The 19,627-nt window shown below is 68.2% G+C and carries 16 protein-coding genes; 8 read left to right on the top strand and 8 right to left on the bottom strand.

Going from position 1 to position 19,627, the window contains the following annotated elements:
• The first annotated feature begins 50 nt into the window (after positions 1–50).
• The 3 genes from murD (at position 51) to ACZ5CM_RS11615 (ending at position 4,288) form a co-directional block, all read left to right on the top strand.
• Positions 51–1,451 (top strand): UDP-N-acetylmuramoyl-L-alanine--D-glutamate ligase, encoded by a 1,401-nt coding sequence (gene murD / locus ACZ5CM_RS11625; RefSeq protein ID WP_464638914.1) that lies wholly within the window; start codon positions 51–53, stop codon positions 1,449–1,451.
• A gap of 128 nt (positions 1,452–1,579) precedes the next feature.
• A complete protein-coding gene (locus tag ACZ5CM_RS11620) occupies positions 1,580–2,044 on the top strand; it encodes a (2Fe-2S)-binding protein (RefSeq protein WP_464638912.1) in 465 nt (154 codons plus the stop codon).
• Positions 2,045–2,047: 3 nt separating this feature from the next.
• Entirely contained in the window at positions 2,048–4,288 is a 2,241-nt protein-coding gene (locus ACZ5CM_RS11615) for a xanthine dehydrogenase family protein molybdopterin-binding subunit (RefSeq protein WP_464638910.1), read from the top strand.
• 82 nt (positions 4,289–4,370) lie between these two features.
• Here the strand turns inward: ACZ5CM_RS11615 and ACZ5CM_RS11610 are convergent, their stop codons facing one another.
• From ACZ5CM_RS11610 to ACZ5CM_RS11595, 4 genes are all read right to left on the bottom strand, one after another.
• Positions 4,371–5,153, bottom strand: coding sequence for a gamma-glutamyl-gamma-aminobutyrate hydrolase family protein (locus ACZ5CM_RS11610; RefSeq protein WP_464638908.1), 783 nt, complete (start codon positions 5,151–5,153; stop codon positions 4,371–4,373).
• Between the two features lie 197 nt (positions 5,154–5,350).
• A complete protein-coding gene (locus ACZ5CM_RS11605) occupies positions 5,351–6,322 on the bottom strand; it encodes an ABC transporter permease (RefSeq protein WP_464638906.1) in 972 nt (323 codons plus the stop codon).
• Positions 6,315–7,322: an ABC transporter permease gene (locus ACZ5CM_RS11600; protein WP_464638904.1), complete on the bottom strand. Its 1,008-nt coding sequence runs from the start codon at positions 7,320–7,322 to the stop codon at positions 6,315–6,317. The genes ACZ5CM_RS11605 and ACZ5CM_RS11600 overlap by 8 nt, the downstream gene beginning before the upstream one ends.
• A 93-nt stretch (positions 7,323–7,415) precedes the next feature.
• On the bottom strand, positions 7,416–9,128 hold the full coding sequence (locus ACZ5CM_RS11595) for a peptide ABC transporter substrate-binding protein (RefSeq protein WP_464638902.1): 1,713 nt from the start codon (positions 9,126–9,128) through the stop codon (positions 7,416–7,418).
• Between the two features lie 273 nt (positions 9,129–9,401).
• Between ACZ5CM_RS11595 and ACZ5CM_RS11590 the strand changes: the two genes are divergently transcribed.
• The 4 genes from ACZ5CM_RS11590 to ACZ5CM_RS11575 are packed head-to-tail and all read left to right on the top strand — an operon-like array spanning position 9,402 to position 14,755.
• Positions 9,402–11,222, top strand: a complete 1,821-nt coding sequence (locus ACZ5CM_RS11590) for an ABC transporter ATP-binding protein (protein ID WP_464642590.1) — start codon at positions 9,402–9,404, stop codon at positions 11,220–11,222.
• A 4-nt stretch (positions 11,223–11,226) separates the two neighbouring features.
• A complete protein-coding gene (argE, locus tag ACZ5CM_RS11585) occupies positions 11,227–12,393 on the top strand; it encodes an acetylornithine deacetylase (protein WP_464638900.1) in 1,167 nt (388 codons plus the stop codon).
• A 3-nt stretch (positions 12,394–12,396) separates the two neighbouring features.
• Positions 12,397–13,563, top strand: a complete 1,167-nt coding sequence (locus ACZ5CM_RS11580; RefSeq protein ID WP_464638898.1) for a M20 aminoacylase family protein — start codon at positions 12,397–12,399, stop codon at positions 13,561–13,563.
• 28 nt (positions 13,564–13,591) lie between these two features.
• Positions 13,592–14,755 (top strand): M20 aminoacylase family protein, encoded by a 1,164-nt coding sequence (locus ACZ5CM_RS11575; RefSeq protein ID WP_464638896.1) that lies wholly within the window; start codon positions 13,592–13,594, stop codon positions 14,753–14,755.
• Positions 14,756–14,874: 119 nt separating this feature from the next.
• Here the strand turns inward: ACZ5CM_RS11575 and ACZ5CM_RS11570 are convergent, their stop codons facing one another.
• The 4 genes from ACZ5CM_RS11570 to moaA form a co-directional block, all read right to left on the bottom strand.
• Positions 14,875–15,282 carry a COG4315 family predicted lipoprotein gene (locus ACZ5CM_RS11570; RefSeq protein WP_464638894.1) on the bottom strand — a complete coding sequence of 136 codons (408 nt, stop codon included), beginning with the start codon at positions 15,280–15,282 and terminating at the stop codon, positions 14,875–14,877.
• Between the two features lie 123 nt (positions 15,283–15,405).
• On the bottom strand, positions 15,406–16,455 hold the full coding sequence (locus ACZ5CM_RS11565; protein WP_464638892.1) for a glycosyltransferase family 4 protein: 1,050 nt from the start codon (positions 16,453–16,455) through the stop codon (positions 15,406–15,408).
• Positions 16,448–17,758, bottom strand: coding sequence for a 3-deoxy-D-manno-octulosonic acid transferase (locus ACZ5CM_RS11560; protein ID WP_464638890.1), 1,311 nt, complete (start codon positions 17,756–17,758; stop codon positions 16,448–16,450). Before ACZ5CM_RS11560 ends, ACZ5CM_RS11565 begins: the two co-directional genes overlap by 8 nt.
• A 1-nt stretch (position 17,759) precedes the next feature.
• The gene (gene moaA / locus ACZ5CM_RS11555; RefSeq protein WP_464638888.1) at positions 17,760–18,782 is read right to left on the bottom strand and encodes a GTP 3',8-cyclase MoaA; all 1,023 of its coding nucleotides are present in this window, start codon (positions 18,780–18,782) and stop codon (positions 17,760–17,762) included.
• A gap of 123 nt (positions 18,783–18,905) precedes the next feature.
• Between moaA and ACZ5CM_RS11550 the strand changes: the two genes are divergently transcribed.
• Positions 18,906–19,625: an FkbM family methyltransferase gene (locus ACZ5CM_RS11550; RefSeq protein WP_464638886.1), complete on the top strand. Its 720-nt coding sequence runs from the start codon at positions 18,906–18,908 to the stop codon at positions 19,623–19,625.
• Positions 19,626–19,627: the final 2 nt, after the last annotated feature.

The following is a 19,627-nucleotide window of genomic DNA, read 5'->3' as shown; positions in this document are numbered from 1 at the left end:
TGCCGCAAATACTTCGGGGGTCCGGGGGCAGAGCCCCCGGCGCGCCGCCCGTGATCCCCGTCCGCGGATATGCGGGCGCGCGCGCTGCGGTGCTGGGGCTGGGGCGCTCGGGCCTCGCGGCGGCACGGGCGCTCAGGGCCGGCGGGGCCGAGCCGGTCTGCTGGGACGACAACCCGGCTGCGCGCGAAGTCGCCGGGAACGAGGGCTTTTCCTGTACCGACCTCTCCCGCCCCGGCGCCTTCGAGGGCATCTCTGCCCTGATCCTGTCGCCCGGCATTGCCCATCTCTACCCCGAGCCGAACCCGGTCGTGGCCGCTGCATTCGAGGCCGGGGTGCCGGTGGACAACGATATCGGCCTGTTCTTCCGCTCTCTTGCTACCCCCGAATGGGACGAGTTCGACGTCTTCCCGCGGGTGGTGGCGGTGACCGGCTCGAACGGGAAATCCACCACCACGGCGCTGATCCACCACATCCTGACCGAAGCCGGCCGGCCCGCCCAGATGGGCGGCAATATCGGGCGCGGGGTGCTCGACCTCGACCCGCCGCGCGACGGCGAGGTGATCGTGCTGGAGCTGTCCAGCTACCAGACCGAGCTTGCCCGCGCGCTGACCCCGGACGTGGCCGTGTTCACCAACCTCTCGCCCGATCACCTCGACCGCCACGGCGGGCAGGGGGGCTATTTCGCGGCCAAGCGGCGGCTTTTCTCCGAGGGCGGCCCCGATCGCGCGGTGATCGGTGTGGACGAGATCGAAGGCCGCTTCCTGGCCGGCCAGATGGGCGAAGGCCCGGGCGATGACCGGGTGATCCGCGTCTCGGTCACCCGCAGGCTGACGGGGCCGGGATGGAACGTGTTTGCGCGCAAGGGGTTTCTGGCCGAATATCGCAAGGGACGCCAGGCGGCCTCGGTCGATCTGCGCGACATCCGCGGCCTGCCTGGCATTCACAACCACCAGAACGCCTGTGCCGCCTGGGCGGCCTGCCGGACACTGGGACTTGCCCCGCGGGTGATCGAGGCGGCGCTGCGCAGCTATCCCGGCCTGCCCCATCGCAGCCAGGTAGTCGCCGAAAGTGGCGGCATCACCTTCGTCAACGACAGCAAGGCCACCAATGTGGACGCGGCCATCAAGGCGCTGGCCGCCTTCCCCCGCATTCGCTGGATCTGCGGCGGGCTGGAGAAGGAAGGCGGCCTTGCCGCGCTGCGCGGGCAGACCGGCAACGTGGTCAAGGCCTACGTGATCGGCCGCGAAGCCGCCCGCTTCGCCATGCAGCTCGATGTCGAGGCCGAGATCTGCACCACCATGGCACGCGCCGTGGCCCTTGCGGTGGAAGAGGCCGAACCGGGTGACACCGTGCTGCTGGCGCCTGCGGCCGCGAGTTTCGATCAGTACGACAATTTCGAGCGCCGCGGCGAGGATTTCATCGCCGAACTGCGCCGGCACCTTGAACGCTGACGGGGGCCGGCGGGGTCGCGCCCGGCGCATTTCTGCCGCTCCGCCTCACCTTTGCCAAATTTCAGGCTGACACTGAGGCCCGGCTTTGTCACAACGGGGTTGGGGATGGGAAGCGGAAAGAGGGCGCGATGGCGAGAGTGCTCATCGTCAACGGCAAGGCATACGAGGTCGATCTGCCCGACGACATGCCCCTGTTGTGGGTGCTGCGCGACGGGATCGGCCTGACCGGCACGAAATATGGCTGCGGTGTTGCCGCCTGCGGCGCCTGCACCGTGCATGTGAACGGCCAGGCGGTGCGCTCGTGCCAGTTGCCGCTGGGCGAGGTCGCGGGCGAGGTCACCACCATCGAGGGGCTGGGCGCCGCCGGGGCGCTGAGCGCGATCCAGCAGGCCTGGGTGGACAACCAGGTGGCCCAGTGCGGCTATTGCCAGTCGGGTCAGATCATGCAGGCGGCGGCCCTGCTGGCGGAAAACCCCGACCCCGACGATGCCGAGATCGACGCGGCCATGCAGGGCAACCTGTGCCGCTGTGGCACCTATCCGCGTATCCGCGCCGCCATCCATGACGCTGCCCGGCGGATGAAGGAAGGCTGACCCATGGCCAGTGTCGGAAAGATTGCCCGCCGCACGTTCCTGATCGGATCGACAGCCATCCTCGGCGGCGTGGCCTTCGGCGCCTATGCGGTCTATCGCCCGGCGCCGAACCCGCTGAAACCGGCCGCAGGAGAGGCGGCCTTCAACCCATTCGTGATGATATCGCGCGAGCGCATCACGCTGATCGCGCCTAGGGCCGAAATGGGGCAGGGCGTGCGCACCACCTGGGCTGCGCTCATCGCCGAAGAGCTCGATGTCGATCTCGATCACGTGACGGTGCTGCACGGGCCGGCGGCGGCCGCCTATTACAATTCGGCGCTGATCGGCGAGTCGCTTCCCGACCGGGGCTATGACAGGTCCGGTTTCGGCGATCTGCTGGGCGACATCCTGTCGCCGCTGGGCAAGGTGCTGCGGCTCCAGGTGACTGGCGGGTCCACCTCGATGCGCGACGGGTTCGAGCGGATGCGCGCCGCCGGGGCCTCGGCCCGCGAGACGCTGAAACAGGCGGCGGCGGTGAAATACGGGGTCAAGCGCGAGCAGCTGAAAACCGCGCGCGGGCGGGTGATCCTGCCCGACGGGACCGAACTGCCCTATACCGAGCTGGCCGAAATCGCCGCCAAGGTCCAGCCGATCGACGCGCTGGTGCGGGATCGCTCGGAATGGCGGCTGCTGGGGCGCTCTGTGCCGCGCATCGACATGGTCGAGAAGGTGACCGGCGCTGCCCGCTACGGCATCGACGTGCGGCTCGAGGGAATGAAATTTGCCGCCGTCCGGATCAACCCCCGCCTGGGCGGCGGCATGAGGGGGTTCGATGCCGCCGAGGCCGAGGCGATGGCGGGGGTCGAAAGGGTGGTGGATCTGGGCAACGGGGTGGCCGTGGTCGCCACCAACACCTGGCTGGCCATGAAGGCGGTCGATGCCGTGCGCATCGACTGGGACGAGGCCCCCTATCCGCCCGACACGGAGGCCATTTTCGCCCGGATCGAGGCGGCGTTCGACGAGGCTCCCAATTCCACCCTGCGCGATGACGGCGACGCAGGGGCGCTGCCCGAGGGGGCGGCGGTACTCGAGGCCGAATATCGCCTGCCCTATCTGGCCCATGCGACCATGGAGCCGATGAATGCCACCGCCCGTTTCACGCCTGGGCGGCTGGAGATCTGGGCCGGCACCCAGGCCCCCACCTTCCTGGCGATGAAGGCGGGCGCGGCGGTGGGGCTGGATGCCGATGACGTGGTGGTGCACACGACCTATCTGGGGGGCGGATTCGGCCGGCGGGTGGAGTTCGACTTCGGCGTCATCGCGGCGCGTGTGGCCCGCGCTATGCCCGGCGTGCCGGTGCAGGTCACCTGGTCGCGCGAAGAGGACATGACCCATGACATGTATCGCCCCGGAGCGATCGCACGAATGCGGGGCGCGGTGAGGGACGGCCGGGCGGTGATGCTGGACGGGCAGGTGGCAGCGCAGTCGCCGACGCGGGGGATCGTGCAGCGGGTGATGGGGCTTTCGGCCTTCGGCCCGGACAAGGCGCATGTGGAAGGCCTCTTCAACCAGCCCTATGCGATTCCCGCCTTCCGCATCCGCGGGTATCTTGCCGATCTGGGCGTTCCGGTCGGGTTCTGGCGCTCTGTCGCCAGTTCGTTCAACGGCTTCTTCATGGAATGCTTCATCGACGAGATGGCCCATGCCGCCGGGCGCGATCCGCTGGAATTCCGCCTGGAAATGGCGCGCGCGGGATGGGAGCCGGCGGCACGGGTTCTGGAGGCGGTGGCCGAGATGTCCGGCTGGAGCGGCCCCACGCCAGCCGGCGTGGGGCGCGGCGTGGCCATGACCTACAGTTTCGGCACCCCCGTGGCCGAGGTGATCGAGGTGGTGCAGGCGCCCGGCGGCATCCGCATCGAACGGGCCTGGATTGCCGTCGATCCGGGGATTGCGCTGGATCCCGGCAATATCCGGGCGCAGATGGTCGGCGGCATGGTCTATGGCCTGTCGGCCGCCTGTTTCGGAGAGATCACCTTCGCCGACGGCGCGGTCGAGCAGCAGAACTTCCCCGATTATGATGCCCTGCGGATGCACAACATGCCGCGGGTCGATGTCCGCATCCTGGAAAACCAGCCGGATCTGGGCGGGGTGGGCGAACCCGGCACGCCCCCCGCCGCGCCGGCGCTGGCCAACGCGCTGTTCGACCTGACCGGAAGACGCGCGCGCAGCCTGCCACTGATCCACGATTTCGATCTGGCCAGCTGAGGCATGATGGCGGCCGGGGTACCAGAGCATGTCGCTCAAGAGCGGGAAGCGGTTTTGAGTTTCTCGGACATGCTCGAGCGGCTCAGGCCGACCGCCGTTGCCCGTCCGCCTGCGATTTCCCGGCCGCCCAGGCCCGCACCGCGTCGCCGAAGGCGGTGAACAGCGGTCGCGATACGGGGTCATTGGCCGCGTTCCATTCCGGGTGCCATTGCACCGACAGGGTAAAGCCCGGCGCATCGCGGACATAGATCGCCTCGGGGGTGCCGTCGGGGGCGGTGCCGTCCACCACGATGCGCGCCCCCGGCGTCTTGATTCCCTGCCCGTGCAGCGAATTGGTCATCACCTCGGTGGTTCCCAGAAGCTGGTGGAAGACGCCGCCCTCGGTGAAGGTCACGCAGTGGCGCAGGGCGAACTTTTCCTCCAGCGTGCCGTCGGGCGGCATCCGGTGATTCATCCGCCCCGGCAGGTCGCGGATCTCGGGGTGCAGGGTGCCGCCCATGGCCACGTTGACCTCCTGGAAGCCGCGGCAGATGCCGAAGAAGGGCTGGCCGCGCTCCACGCAGGCCCGCACCAGCGGCAGCGTGATCGAATCGCGGCAGCGGTCGAAATCGCCATGCTCGGGGGTCGGCTCCTCTCCGTATTCGGACGGGTGCACGTTCGGCCGCCCGCCGGTCAGCAGGAAGCCGTCGCAAACCTCCAGCAGTTCCTCGACGCTGACCAGCCGCGGGTCCGAGGGGATCAGCAGCGGCAGGCAGCCCGACACGCCCGCCACCGCCTGCGAGTTGATCAGGCCGGTCGCATGGGCCGGGTACTGATCGCCGATCAGGTAGGAGTTGCTGACGATGCCGACGACGGGCCGTGCCATCCGGGGGGCTCCGAACTGTTGCGCTGGATCCGGGATATCGCCGAAAACGCCGTCCGGCAACCGCCCGGCCCCTGCAGACAGGCACAAGCGGGGCGGCTGTTGCGCACATGAGCCGGCAAGGACGCAAGGCGGGCGCGAAGGGCAGGCGGGCCCGACACGCGCGCCGATCCTGACATCCCGTTCACGCCGGCGGCCGTTCAGCGTCCGCGGATGCGCGGATCCAGCGCGTCACGCAGCCCGTCGCCCAGGTAGTTCACGCTCAGCACCGTCAGCGAGATCGCCATGCCCGGCCAGAACACCCGTTCGGGGTATTGCTGGAGGTAGTCGGTGGCATCGAACAGAAGCCGGCCCCAAGTGGGGTAGTCGGGCGGAAAGCCGAGTCCGAGGAAGGACAGCGCGCTTTCGGTGATGATCGCCGTGGCGATGCCCAGCGTCGCCGACACCATGATCGGGCTGAGCACGTTGGGCAGGATGTGGCGGGCGATCAGCTTGGTGTTGGTGGTGCCGATGGAGCGGGCGGCGAGGACGAACTCGCGCTCCTTCAGCGCCAGCACGTCGCCGCGCACGATGCGGGCGGTGGGCATCCAGCTGGTGACTCCGATGGCGGTGACGATCAGGATGAAGATGCCCTGTTCGGGGCCGAAGGCGGCGTTGAGCGGCTCGCGGAAGAGCAGCATCATCACCAGCAGCAGCGGCAGCAGCGGCAGGGCGAGGAAGAGGTCGGTCAGCCGCATCAGCGGCCCGTCGAGGCGGCGGAAGAAGCCCGCCAGCACGCCGATCAGAGACCCCAGACCCAGTGCCAGCAGCATGGCGGCGATGCCGACCGAAACGCTTGTGCGCCCGCCGGCCATCATCCGGGCGAAGGTGTCGCGGCCCAGCTGGTCGGTGCCGAAAGGGTGCGCGAGGCTGGGTCCCTGGTTGCGGGCGCGGATGTCGATGGTGGTGGCATCAAGCGGCCACAGCCACGGGCCGACGAAGACCGTCAGCACGATGACCAGGAACAGGATGCCGCCGGCCATGGCGCCCTTGTGATGCTTGAACTGGTCCCACACGTCCAGCCACTGGTTGCGCGGCGGGCGGGTGAATTCCTCGATCTCGCCGGCGGCTGGAATGGCGGTCGAGGCGGGGGCAAGCCCCTCGTCGGGGACGAAGCGTTCCTTGTCAGTCATAGCGGATCCTCGGGTCGAGCACGCCGTAGAGGACATCGGCGATCAGGTTGAAGACCACGATCAGCACTGCGAAGATGAAGGTCAGCGTTTGCACCATGGGCAGGTCGTTGGCCTGGATGGCGCCGATCAGCAACTGGCCGATCCCGTTCACCTTGAACACCTGTTCGGTGATGATGGCGCCGCCGAAGATGGCCGGCACCCCCAGCGCGATCACCGTGACCACCGGGATCATCGAGTTGCGCAGGACGTGCACCATGACCACGGTGCGTTCGGTCAGGCCCTTGGCGCGAGCGGTGCGCACATAGTCCTGGTTGAGGTTGTCCAGCATCGAGGCGCGCATGAAGCGGCTGATCTGGGCGGTGATCTGCAGCGCCAGCACCATCACCGGCATGACCATCTGTTTAAGCTGCTGGAGGAAGGTCTCCCAGCTGTCCACCACCAGCGTGGTATCGTAGATCGATGGGAACCAGCCCAGTTCGACCGAGAAGATGACGATCACCAGTACCCCGGAAAAGAAGGGCGGCACCGAAAAGCCCACCATGGCGACGAAGGTGCCGATCTGATCGAACCAGGAATACTGCCGGTAGGCCGAGTAGATGCCGATGGGCAGGGCGATCAGGATGCCAACCAGATAGGCCGTGCCCACCACCCACAGGGTCTGGGGGATGCGCTGGACCACGATGTCCATGACCGGGCTGCGGGTCTGCCACGAGATCACCCGCAGATTGTCGGCCGAAAACGAGGTTCCGAAGAAATGGTCGATCAGCACCTGGGGTTCGACCCAGAAGAACTGGACGATCCATTTCCAGTATTGGACGTAGAGCGGCTGGCCCAGCCCCAGCGCCTCGCGCATCTTTTCCTTGACCTCGGGCGGCACGGTCAGCGGCACCTGCGCCATCGGGTCGCCGGGGGCCAGCTGCAGCAGCAGGAAGATGACCAGCGAGATGAACAGAAGCGTCGGAACCGCAAGGACCAGTCTGCGGATGGTGAAGGTCAGCATTCGGCGCGCCCTTGCTGGCTGTTCGGTCGGTCGGGTCGTGAGGAGGCGGCCCCGCCGGCAGCGGGACCGCCCGTCCGTTTCTCTAGGCCCGGATCACTTGATGCGGTACCAGTCGGCGATGTTCCACATCTCGCTGTCCCAGACGTTCATCTTGTAGCCGCCCAGGCTGCTGGCGATGGCCGAAACCCGGCCGCGGTGGACAAGCGGAACGATGGTGTAGCTGTCCTTGGTCAGCATGTTGTTCATCCTGATCGCGATCTCGCCGCGCTTCTTGATGTCGCCGGTGCGGGCCAGCTCGTCGATCAGCTTGTCATATTCCGGGTCGCAGTAGCGGTTGATGTTCTCGCCCTGCCACTGGCTTTCCGGCCTGGGTTCGTTGCCGCAGCGATAGGCGGCCAGATACTGCTGCGGGTCGGTGCCGTTGAAGGTGTTGGCGTACATCTCGACATCGGCATAGAACTTCTGGAAGGTATCCGGGCTGCCCGGGTCGCCGCCGAAGAACACCGATGCGTTGATGTTGCGCAGCTCGGTTTCCACCCCGATCTGGCGCCACCACTCCTTGATCAGCGCCTGGAAGTCCTGACGCACCGCGTTGGTCGAGGTCTGGTAGAGGATCTTCAGCGGCTTGCCATCCTTCGTTTCGCGGATGCCGTCGCCGTTGGTGTCCTTGTAGCCGGCCTCGTCCAGCAGCGCGTTGGCGCCGGCGATGTCCTGCTTGAGGCAGTAGTCGTTCTTGGCCGCGTAGTTGTCGGGCGAGGGCACCAGGTCGCAGGTCACCTTGCCCGCCTTGCCATAGCCGATCTCGACCAGCAGCTCGCGGTCGATGGCCATGCTGAGCGCCTGGCGCACGGCCTTGTCGCTGAGGAAGGGGTGCGGGTGCTTGCGGGTCGAGCGTTCGCCCTCGGGCAGGTCGGGGGAGGGATCGGTGAGGTTCATCTCCAGCCGCTCCACCAGCGGGCCGAAGCCCACCTGCACGGTGCCCTTGCCGCCCTGTTCCATCTTGGCGATCACGTCGGGGGCCAGCTGCAGGTTCCAGGCGTGGTCGAATTCGCCGGTCTCCATCACCGCGCGCGCCGCTGCCGTGGCGTCGCCGCCGCCCTTGAAGGTGACCGAGGCGAAGGCCGGCTTGTCCGGGTCGCGATAGTTGGGGTTGGCCACATACTGGATCACGTCATTGGGACGGAAGTCCTTGACCATGAAGGGGCCGGTGCCGACGGGGTTGAAGTTGGCCTCGGTGCATTCGGGGGCCTTGGCGCCGGTGCAGTTCTCGAACTGCTTCTTCTGGATGATCGGCGACTGGCCGCCCACGAAGGGGCCATAGGGGTTGGGCTTGGGCTGGTTGAAGGTGACCTTGACGGTCAGATCGTCCAGCGCCTCGACCTTTTCCACCCCGTCGAAGAAGGACAGCGAGGCGCAGCCGCCCTCGGGGTTCATGCAGTATTCGGCGGTGAACTTGACGTCCTCCGAGGTGACCGGCGAGCCGTCCGACCATTTCAGGCCCGGCTTCAGCTTCCAGGTGATGCTCTTGAGGTCTTCCGACACGCCGCCATTAGCGAGCGTCGGGATGTCCTCGGCCAGATAGGCCACGAGATTGCCCTTTTCGTCATAGCGGGCCAGCGGTTCGATCACCAGCGCCGAGGCGTCGATGTCCTTGGTGCCGCCCGAAAGATAGGGGTTCAGGATCGAAGGGGCCTGCCAGTAGATGATCTTCACTTCGCCGTCGCGCCCGCGCCCGCCTTCGGCGAATGCCGCCGGGGCCAGGACGGCGGTTGCAATGGTGCCAAGCAGAATGGCCTTGAAATTCATGTCGTTCTCCCGTGTTGGACACATGCGTGCCTTCTGTTGTCCGCGCGTCCCTGTCGTGCGCGGGGCTTGTGCCGCCTACCGGAAATGGTGCGAAAACAGACGCCTGGCGCACCATGACCCATCCGTTCCGGGGGGGCCGGTCGGCGGATACGCGGGTATCGAAGCAGAAGTAGAAAAAAAAGCAAGCCTTACCGCAGGGGAAAGCTTTTGCGGGTTTGACAGCGCGGCCACCCTCGCCGTAGCGTTTGCCGGCCGGAATGGAGGATGCAGGTGCTGGATCAACGCCCGATTGCACAGGTCAGGGAGCTCAGGGTCGAATTCCAGACCAGGGACGGCCCCGTCGTCGGGGTCGAGGACGTCTCGTTCGAGATCCACCCCGGCGAAACCGTCTGCATCGTGGGTGAATCCGGGTCGGGCAAGTCGGTGTCATCGCTGTCGCTGATGCGGCTGGTCGAGTTCGGCGGCGGCGAGATCACCCGCGGCCGGTTGCTTTTCGATCGTCGCGAGGGGGGCGAGATCGACCTTGCCCGCGCCGATCCCGATCTGATCCGCCACATCCGCGGCAACGAGATCGGCATGATCTTCCAGGAGCCGATGACCGCGCTCAACCCGGTCTTCACCGTCGGCCGTCAGCTGACCGAGGGGCTGCGCGTCCACATGGGGATGAACCGTGCGCAGGCCGAGGCCCGGGCGCTGGAGCTTTTGCGTCAGGTGCGCATCCCCGAGCCCGAGCGACGGCTGAAGCAGTATCCGCACGAGCTGTCGGGCGGGATGCGCCAGCGGGTGGTGATCGCCATGGCCATGGCCTGCGAGCCGCGCCTGCTGATCGCGGACGAACCCACGACCGCGCTGGACGTGACCATCCAGGCGGAGATCCTGGCGCTGATGAACCGGCTCAAGCGCGAGACCGGCACCGCGGTGATGTTCATCACCCACGACATGGCGGTGGTGGCGCAGATGGCCGATCGGGTGGTGGTGATGTATCGCGGCCGCAAGGTCGAGGAGGGCCCGGTCGAGGAGATCTTCGCCAACCCCCGCCACGACTATACCCGCGCGCTGCTGGCGGCGGTGCCCCGGCTGGGCGAGATGCGCGGCCGCCCCGCCCCCGAGCCGATGCGCCTTCTGGGTGTGGAGGATCAGAAGATCGCGCCCATCCCCGGCACCGACGAGCCGCTTTTGCAGGTGCGCGGGCTGGTGACGCGCTTTCCGGTCAAGGGCGGGTTCTTCCGCCGTACCGTGGCCAATGTGCACGCGGTCGAGGACGTCTCGTTCACCCTCAACAGGGGCCAGACGCTCAGCCTGGTGGGCGAATCGGGCTGCGGCAAGTCTACCGCCGGTCGCTCGATCCTGCGTCTGGTCGAGCCGCTGGCCGGAAAGATCGACCTCGACGGGGTGGACATCATGCGGCTGGATGCGGCCGGGCTGCGCGAGGCGCGGCGCGACATGCAGATGATCTTTCAGGATCCCTTTGCCTCGCTCAACCCGCAGATGCAGCTGATGGATCAGGTGGCCGAGCCGATGCGCAACTACGGCACCGCGGCGGGGTCCGAGCTGACCGACCGGGTGGCGCATCTGTTCGACCGGGTGGAATTGCCGCGCAGCTTCCTGCGCCGCTATCCGCACGAACTTTCCGGCGGCCAGCGCCAGCGCGTCGCCATTGCTCGGGCGCTGGCGCTGAACCCCAAGCTCATCATCGCCGACGAGGCGGTTTCGGCGCTGGATGTCAGCGTGCAGGCGCAGGTTCTCAACCTGATGATGGAGCTGCAGGCCGAGCTGGGCCTGTCCTTCCTGTTCATCAGCCACGACATGGCGGTGGTCGAGCGGGTCAGCCACCATGTGGGGGTGATGTATCTGGGTCGCATCGTCGAGATCGGCCCGCGCGCGGCGGTGTTCGAGAACCCGCGCCATGCCTATACGCAGGCGCTGATGAAGGCGGTGCCGGTGGCCGATCCCGGCCGGCGCAAGACGGAAAAGGATCTGAATTTCAAGCCGATCCCCTCGCCGATTCACCCGCTCGGGCATGTGCCGGGCCCCTCGGAATACGAGGAGGTCGAGCCGGGCCATTTCGTCCTGACCACCGACTGCGGGTATTGACGCCATGGCGGCGCGGCTTTCGCCCGAGGAGATCCTGGAGCGGCTGATCGCCTTTCCGACGGTGAGCCGGGAGTCCAACCTCGATCTGGTGCACTGGGTGCGCGACCATCTTGCCGGTCACGGGATCACGGCGCAGCTGGTGCCCGATGAAACGGGCCGCAAGGCGGGCCTTTTCGCCCATGTCGGGCCGCTGCGGGAAGGGGCGGTGGTGCTCTCGGGCCATACCGACGTGGTGCCGGTGGACGGGCAGGAATGGACCTCGGACCCCTTCACGCTGACCTTGCGCGAGGGGCGCTATTACGGGCGCGGCACCTGCGACATGAAGGGCTTTGACGCGCTGGCCATATGGGCCATGGTCGAGGCCGCCGGGCGCGGGCTGCGCCGGCCGCTGCAGCTGGCGTTCTCATATGACGAGGAGGTGGGCTGCCTCGGCGCTCCGCCGCTGATCGAGGCCATGGCCCGGGCGCTGCCCGAAGGCGGGCCGGTGATCGTTGGCGAGCCCTCGATGATGCAGGTGGTGACTGCGCACAAGGGCGGCTACGGCTTTCGCACCCGGGTGATCGGGCATGAGGTGCACTCGTCGCTGCTGCATCGGGGGGTGAGCGCGGTCATGCAGGCGGCGCGGCTGATCGAATGGGCCAACGAGGCCAATGCGCAAAGCGCCGCCGCGTCGCCCTCGCCGGTGGCGGCGCTGTTCGATCCGCCCTGGACGACGGTGCATGTGGGCATGATCCGGGGCGGCACGGCGCCCAACATCACCGCCGGCGAGTGTGCCTTCACCATGGACATGCGGGTGCTGCCCGACGAGGATCCGCAGGAGTGGCGGGCGCGCTACATGGAGCAGGTGCGCCGGGTCGAGCGCGACATGCAGGCGGTGCACCCCTCGGCGCGCATCGAGGTGCAGGCGAATTTCGGCGTGCCGGGTCTGCGCCCGGAACCGGACGGCGCGGCCGAGGCGCTGGCTCGCCGCCTGACCGGCGACAACGGCACTCATGTGGTCAGCTACGGCACCGAGGCCGGGCAGTTCCAGCAGGCGGGCCATTCGGCGGTGATCTGCGGCCCCGGCAGCATCGAGCAGGCCCATCAGGCCGACGAGTTCATCTCGGTGGCGCAGTTCCGGGCCGGGCGGGCCTTCATGGAGCGGCTGCTGGACATGCTGAGGGAGGAATAGGGAATGCCGATCAGGAACCGGCTGGCCGAGCTGCATGACGAGATCGCCGCCTGGCGGCGGCATCTGCACGAACACCCCGAACTGATGTACGAGGTTCACGAGACCGCCCGTTTCGTCGAATCGCGGCTGCGCGAAATCGGCGTGGACGAGATCGCCACCGGCATCGGCCGCACCGGAGTGGTGGCGGTCATTCGCGGACGCTCCGATACCTCGGGGCGGGTGATCGGGCTGCGCGCCGACATGGATGCCCTGCCGATCACCGAGGCCACAGGGGCGCCATATGCCTCGAAGGTGCCGGGGCGGATGCATGCCTGCGGCCATGACGGGCACACGGCGATGCTGCTGGGGGCGGCGAAATACCTCTCCGAGGCGCGCAATTTCGACGGCACTGCGGTGCTGATCTTCCAGCCCGCCGAAGAGGGCGGGGCCGGCGCGAAGGCGATGTGCGACGACGGGCTGATGGAGCGCTGGAACATCCAGGAGGTCTACGGCATGCACAACATGCCGGGCCTGCCGGTGGGGCAGTTCGCGATCCGCCCCGGGGCGCTGCTGGCCTCTTCCGACGAGTTCGAGATCACCGTGACAGGGCGCGGGGGCCATGCCGCCGCCCCGCATGAGGCGGTCGATACCACCCTGGTCGCGGCGCATGTGCTTATTGCGCTGCAAAGCATCGTTTCGCGCAATGTCGATCCGATCCGGCGGGTGGTGCTGAGCGTGGGGATCTTCGAGACCGACAGCGCCTCGTCCAACATCATCGCCCACCGGGTGCGGATGGAGGGCACGGTGCGCACGCTCGACCCCGAATGCCGGGCCCTGGCGGAAGAGCGCGTGCGCCGCATCGCCACCGACACCGCCTCGGCCTTCGGGGCCACGGCCGAGGTCGTCTGGACGCCCGGCTACCCGGCCACCATCAACCACCCCGGCCAGACCATCCACGCCGCCGAGGCCGCCCGGGCGGTGGCCGGCACGGTCATCGACAATGTCGATCCGGTCATGCCGTCGGAGGATTTCGCCTACATGCTGGAAAAACGCCCCGGCGCCTACATCTTCATCGGCAATGGTGATACGCCCATGTGTCACCACCCGGCCTATGACTTTGCCGACGATGCCATTCCCGCCGGCAGCAGTTGGTTTGCCGAGCTGGTCGAACGCCGGATGCCGGTCGGCTGAAACGCAGGACGAAACGAGAGGAAGCACGATGCCGGTCAAGAACCGATTTGCCGAAATGCATGACGAGATCACCGCCTGGCGGCGCGACATCCACCAGCACCCCGAAATCCTGTTCGAAACCCGCCGCACGGCGGCGCTGGTCGCCGAGAAGCTGCGCGAATTCGGCTGCGACGAGGTGGTGACGGGGATTGGCCGCACCGGGGTGGTGGGGGTGATCCGCGGCCTCTCCACCGCTTCGGGCAGGGTGATCGGGCTGCGCGCCGACATGGACGCGTTGCCGATCCAGGAGCAGACCGGGGTGGGCTATGCCTCGAAGACGCCCGGCGCCATGCACGCCTGCGGCCATGACGGGCATACGGCGATGCTGCTGGGGGCGGCGAAATACCTGGCCGAGACGCGCAATTTCGACGGCACCGCGGTGGTCATCTTCCAGCCCGCCGAAGAGGGCGGCGGCGGCGGCAAGGAAATGTGCGACGACGGCCTGATGGAACGCTTCGGCATCCAGGAGGTCTTTGGGATGCACAACTGGCCGGGCCGGCCGGTGGGCAGCTTCGCCATCCGCCCCGGCGCCTTCTTCGCCGCTACCGACGTCTTCGAGATCGACTTCGAGGGCAAGGGCGGCCACGCGGCCAAGCCGCAGGACACGGTGGACACCACGGTGATGGCCGCGCAGGCCGTGCTGGCGCTGCAGACCATCGCCAGCCGCAACGCCGACCCGGTGGATCAGGTGGTGGTCTCAGTGACCTCGTTCGAGACCTCTTCCACCGCCTTCAACGTGATCCCCCAGCGGGTGCACCTGCGCGGCACCGTGCGCACCATGAGCAACGCCATGCGCGACCTCGCCGAAACCCGGATCCGCGAGATCTGCACCGGGGTCGCGGCCACCTTCGGCGGCTCGGCAAAGGTCGAATACACGCGCGGCTACCCGGTGATGGTCAACAGCCCCGAACAGACCGAATTCGCCGCCGAAGTGGCGCGCAAGGTCTCGGGACAATGCGACGAGGCACCGCTGGTCATGGGCGGCGAGGATTTCGCCTTCATGCTGGAGGAACGCCCCGGCGCCTACATCCTCGTCGGCAACGGCGACACGGCGATGGTCCACCACCCGGAATACGACTTCAACGACGAGACGATCCCGGCCGGCTGCTCGTGGTGGGCGGAAATCGTCGAAAGCCGGATGCCCGCCAACTGATCGCCCACCCCCCCGCCGGTGCAGCCATCCTGTTCTTTTTCTGGCCTCAAATATCCTGGGGGGTGAGGCCCGCAGGGCCGAGGGGGGCGACGCCCCCCTTGCCTGTGAAGCAGGGCTTCTCAGGGCCGGGCCAGTCGCCATTTTCCGCCCAGCCCGTCTCCACCCCGGTCGCCGGGACGGGAATCGCCGCTCCACAGGTAGAGCGGCCGGCCGCGGAAGGCGGCCTGCATGCGGCCGTCCTCGCGTTCGATCAGGGAATAGCCCTCGCCCAGCGGCGTGCCGGGGTCCAGCACCGCCGGCGGCCATTTCTCGGCGCATTCGCCGGTGCAGTTGGACTTGCCCCGCGCGTCTTCGTCATAGGTGTAAAGGGCCATGTGATTGTAATACATCACATAGGTTTCGCCCTGGAATTCGCGGCTGTGCACCCATTTGTTGCCATGCGCATCGGCCAGTGCGGCCGGGGCCGTTGCCAGCGTGGCGATGAGTGTCACCGAAAGAGCCGCCCCTCTCGTCAGGTTCCGTGTCATGCGTGTCTGCCCTGTTGGTATCGTTCCCGCCGGATCCTATGCGGCGGGCGGGCATGAAGACAGCACCCGCCCGGTCACATCTGCGCGAGTGCCCGCATCCCGCCGCATCCCGTCCCGCGCCGGTCAGCGCACAGCACCCTGCCAGAGCGCGTCATAGACCCGCGCGATCCCGGCGGCCTCGGCGGCGGCGCTGAATTTCTGCCGGGCGGTTTCGCAGGCGGTCCGGCCCATGGCCGCGTGGCGGCCGGGATCAGAAAGGATGGCGCGGGCAGCCTCGGCGGCGGCGGCCGGTGCCTCGCGCGGGACCACCAGCCCGCAGCGCTCCTCGTCCGAGAAATCGCGGTAATGCCCGGCATCCGAGGCGACGAAGGGCACGGCGCTGGCCATGCCCTCCAGCGGCACCATGCCATAGCCTTCATAGCGCGGCAGCTGCACCACCAGCGACAGCGCCCGCATCAGGGCGGGCAGGCGGTGGGCGGGCATCTCGCCGACGAAGCGGATGCGGTCGATCATCCCCGCCCGCTGCACCCGGTCCTTGAGTTCGAGGTCGAATTTGTGGTGCTCGCGCGCGGCCCGGCCCACCACCAGCGCCACCGCGTCGGGCAGATCGGGCAGAAGGCGCAGCATCGCCTCGACGAACAGGTCGGTGCCCTTTTCCGGGCGCACCCGGCCGATGGTGGCGATGCCGAAGCGGCCGCCATATCCCAGTGCGGCCCATTCGGCGGCGCGGTCGGCGGCGGGGGCGAAGATATCCGTTTCCACCCCGTGCGGGACTACCGCGCGCACATGGGGGACGAAATCCGCTGCCTGCTCGGTGGTGGCGATGACTGCATCCATGCGCGAGATCAGCCAGCGCGGAAAGGCCGAGTGCCGCCGCTGGGCGGCCGAGGTGAAGACGATGCGCACCGGCAGGCGCAGCACGTCGCGGGCCCAGATGGCGGCGCGCATCTCGGGGTTGCGGCGCACATGCCAGATGGCAAAGGGGCGCCCGGGCGGCGGGGTGCGCGAGAGCGCCCGCGCTTCGCGCGGCGTGATCGGCTCGGGGCAGCCGGGCAGGGGGCGGCCCACGAGGCGCAGGTCGAACGCCCCCACCTGCTGGCGCACCACGTTTGCGGCGGTAGCCGAGACGCCGGTGAAGCGGGGATTGAAATTGGTGACGAAGAGCTCAGCCATCCGTCCCCCCCAGTTCCAGCGCGTCGATCAGCCGCCCGGCAACCTTGTCGAGGGCCGCGTCCTGCGCCTGAACATGGGCGTGTCCGGCGCGGCGGGCGGCCTCGAGCGCGCCGGGGTCGTCCAGCCACCGCGCCACCTGTTCGGCGATGCCGGTTGCATCATTCACCGTCGCCAGGGCGCCGGCACGCTCAAGCCCGGCATAGGCCTGTGCCGCATTGTCGCGATGCGGCCCGGCCATGATCGCGCAGCCGGCCATGGCCGGCTCGTAGGGGTTGTGGCCGCCCTTCGGCACCAGCGTGGCGCCCAGGAACACGATCTGCGAAAGCGCATACCATGTGCCGGTTTCGCCCAGCGTGTCGGCCAGATAGACGGAATGATCCGGGCCGGGCATCTCTCCGCGGCTGCGCCGGGCGAGGGGCGGGCCGGCGGCGCGGAGGGTTTCCTCCACATCGTCCCCGCGCTCGGGGTGGCGTGGCACCAGCACCAGGTGCAGATCGGGCCGGTCGCGCAGCAGCCGGGCATGGGCGGCCAGCACGATCTCCTCCTCGCCGGGATGGGTGGAGCTTGCCACCCAGACCGGGCGGTTTCCCAGCCGGGCGCGAATCCTAGCCAGCGCGGCGGTGTCCACCGGCGGGGCGGCGGCGGCGGCCTTGAGATCGCCGCCGATCTCCACCCGCGCGGGATCGGCCCCCATCGAGCGCAGATCGCCCGCGCTGGCCCCGTCCCGGGCCATGAGCAGATCGAAGCGGCTCAACAGGAAGCGGGCGGTATCGGGGTGACGGCGCCAGCCGCGGACGGAAGCCGCCGACAGGCGCGCATTCACCAGCGCGAGGGGCACCCCGCGCGCCCGCGCCATCACCAGCATGTTGGGCCAGATTTCGCTTTCGACGAAGATCCCCGCTGCCGGGCGCCAGTGGTCGAGGAACCGCCCCACCGGCCCCGGCGCATCCAGCGGTGCGAACTGGTGGCGGCTGCGCGGCGGCAGGCGCGCGCCGATCAGCTGCGCCGAGCTTGCCGTGCCCGAGGTGATGAGGAATTCGGCCTGCGGCAGCCGCTCGCCCAGGCGGCGGATCAGCGCCAGCACCGAGAGGCTTTCGCCGACGCTGGCGGCGTGGAACCAGATCACCGGCGCGGCCGGGCGCGGCAGGCTGGCATGTCCCAGCCGTTCGTGCATTCGCTCCACCGCCACGCCGTGCCGACGCAGCTTGCGCGACACCGCTGCCCAGGCCAAGGGCACCAGCAGGATGCTTGCCACGCGATAGAGGCGGAAAAGCGGCGTCGGGCCACCGCCGGCTGCGGCCATGTCAGCCGCCCGTGTGGCTCATGTGCCGGGGCATCTGCCCGCCCACCTGCCCGCCCGGGCGCTGGCGCGAATAGTCGAAATCATGCCCCTTGGGCTTGCGCGCGATGGCGGCGCGGATGGCGGCCTCAAGCGGCGCGTCGTCGCCGGGGTTCTCGCGCAGAGGCGCCCGCAGATCGGCCACGTCCTCCTGCCCGAGGCACATGTAGAGCTCACCCGTGCAGGTCAGCCGCACGCGGTTGCAGCTTTCGCAGAAATTATGGCTCAGCGGGGTGATGAAGCCGATCTTCTGTCCGGTTTCCTCAAGCCGCACATAGCGCGCCGGGCCGCCCGAGCGTTCGGCCAGGTCGGTGACCGTGTAGGCGCGTTCGTAAGTTGCGCGCACGTCCCCGAGCGACCAGAACTGGCCGATGCGGGCGGCGCTGTCGATGTCCTCGCCCATGGGCATGACCTCGATCCAGGTCAGGTCCATGTCCTGTTCGGCGCACCATTCGGTGATGCGCGGCAGCTCGTCCTCGTTGAAGCCCTTGAGCGCCACGGTGTTGATCTTGACCCGCAGCCCGGCGCGGCGGGCGGCGTCCACCCCCTCCAGCACCTGTTTCAGCCGCCCCCAGCGGGTGATGCGGGCGAATTTGTCCTCGTCCAGCGTGTCGAGCGAGACGTTCACCCGCCGCACCCCGGCGGCGTGCAGCTCGTCGGCAAAGCGGGCCAGCTGCGAGCCGTTGGTGGTCAGCGTCAGTTCCTTCAGCGCGCCGCTGTCGAGGTGGCGGCTCATGGACCGGAAGAAGGTGAGGATGCCGCGCCGCACCAGCGGCTCGCCCCCGGTGATCCGCAGCTTCTCCACCCCCATGCGGATGAAGGCCGAGCACATCCGGTCGAGTTCCTCGAGCGTGAGCAACTCCTTCTTGGGCAGGAAGGTCATGTTTTCCGACATGCAGTAGACGCACCGGAAGTCGCACCGGTCAGTGACCGATACGCGCAGATACGAGATCGGGCGGGCGAATGGATCGATCAGAGGTGCGCTCATGGGGAAATAGGTAAAGCGGGGGGGGCGTTGCGGCAAGCGGAATGTTGCGGGCGGCTCTTGTGGGCCGCCTTGCCGGTCCGGCGGGTGGTTGGTAGACAGGCGCAAAAGGCGAAAGGCAGGTGGATGCGGTTTCTCAAGGGGGTGGAGCGGGCGGCGAAAAAGCTGGTGCCGAAGCGGTGGCGCAAGTATTTCCGAGCCTCGAAATATGAACTCCTGATGGAGCGCCGCGCGCCTGTCGATCTGGTCGTGCATGTGGGGGCGCATTGGGGCGAGGATGCCGCCTTCTACGAGGCTTGCGGGGCGGAAACGGTGCTGTGGATCGAGGCCGACCCGGACACCCATGCCGAGCTGGTGCGGCGCCTGGCCGGGCGAGACGGGCCGGCACGGCATCTGGCGGAATGTGCGCTGGTATCCGCCAGTGGGGGTGAAAAGCTGGCATTTTTCCGTTTCGATGGCGACGGGGCGTCCTCGTCGGTACATCATGCCACCGAGACCTTCCGCGACCGCTTTCCCCATGTGCGCGAAAGCGGCGAGGTGCTGGAGCTGACGACCCGCAGCCTGCCCGAGATCCTTGCCCGGCATGGCATCGACCTGTCGCGGGCGCGCCGCCCGATGCTGGTGCTGGACGTGCAGGGGCATGAATACCCGGTGCTGCAGGGGCTGGGCGAGGGGTTGAAGGCCTTTGCCCAGTGCAAGTGCGAGGTCAGCCGGGTGCCGATGTACGAGGGCGCCTCGCGCTTCGAGGAGATCGACGCGCACATGCGCACCATGGGGTTCCGGCTGGCCTCGCACCGCTACTGGCAGGTGCCGCGGCATGGCGACGTGCTGTATTTGCGCGACTGAGC

The organism is Piezobacter thermophilus, assembly GCF_055386745.1.
Note: the sequence above shows the minus strand (reverse complement) of the source record. Positions and strands in the feature narration are given on the sequence as shown.

Excerpts from the sequence above, each read along its gene's own strand:
- ACZ5CM_RS11620 (WP_464638912.1), top strand. The coding sequence starts at position 1,580 with ATGGCGAGAGTGCTCATCGTCAACGGCAAGGCATACGAGGTCGATCTG.
- ACZ5CM_RS11565 (WP_464638892.1), bottom strand. The coding sequence starts at position 16,455 with ATGGCTGAGCTCTTCGTCACCAATTTCAATCCCCGCTTCACCGGCGTC.
- ACZ5CM_RS11610 (WP_464638908.1), bottom strand. The coding sequence starts at position 5,153 with ATGGCACGGCCCGTCGTCGGCATCGTCAGCAACTCCTACCTGATCGGC.
- ACZ5CM_RS11550 (WP_464638886.1), top strand. The coding sequence starts at position 18,906 with ATGCGGTTTCTCAAGGGGGTGGAGCGGGCGGCGAAAAAGCTGGTGCCG.
- ACZ5CM_RS11575 (WP_464638896.1), top strand. The coding sequence starts at position 13,592 with ATGCCGGTCAAGAACCGATTTGCCGAAATGCATGACGAGATCACCGCC.
- ACZ5CM_RS11605 (WP_464638906.1), bottom strand. The coding sequence starts at position 6,322 with ATGACTGACAAGGAACGCTTCGTCCCCGACGAGGGGCTTGCCCCCGCC.
- ACZ5CM_RS11560 (WP_464638890.1), bottom strand. The coding sequence starts at position 17,758 with ATGGCCGCAGCCGGCGGTGGCCCGACGCCGCTTTTCCGCCTCTATCGC.
- ACZ5CM_RS11600 (WP_464638904.1), bottom strand. The coding sequence starts at position 7,322 with ATGCTGACCTTCACCATCCGCAGACTGGTCCTTGCGGTTCCGACGCTT.
- moaA (WP_464638888.1), bottom strand. The coding sequence starts at position 18,782 with ATGAGCGCACCTCTGATCGATCCATTCGCCCGCCCGATCTCGTATCTG.
- ACZ5CM_RS11580 (WP_464638898.1), top strand. The coding sequence starts at position 12,397 with ATGCCGATCAGGAACCGGCTGGCCGAGCTGCATGACGAGATCGCCGCC.
- ACZ5CM_RS11595 (WP_464638902.1), bottom strand. The coding sequence starts at position 9,128 with ATGAATTTCAAGGCCATTCTGCTTGGCACCATTGCAACCGCCGTCCTG.
- ACZ5CM_RS11615 (WP_464638910.1), top strand. The coding sequence starts at position 2,048 with ATGGCCAGTGTCGGAAAGATTGCCCGCCGCACGTTCCTGATCGGATCG.
- argE (WP_464638900.1), top strand. The coding sequence starts at position 11,227 with ATGGCGGCGCGGCTTTCGCCCGAGGAGATCCTGGAGCGGCTGATCGCC.
- ACZ5CM_RS11570 (WP_464638894.1), bottom strand. The coding sequence starts at position 15,282 with ATGACACGGAACCTGACGAGAGGGGCGGCTCTTTCGGTGACACTCATC.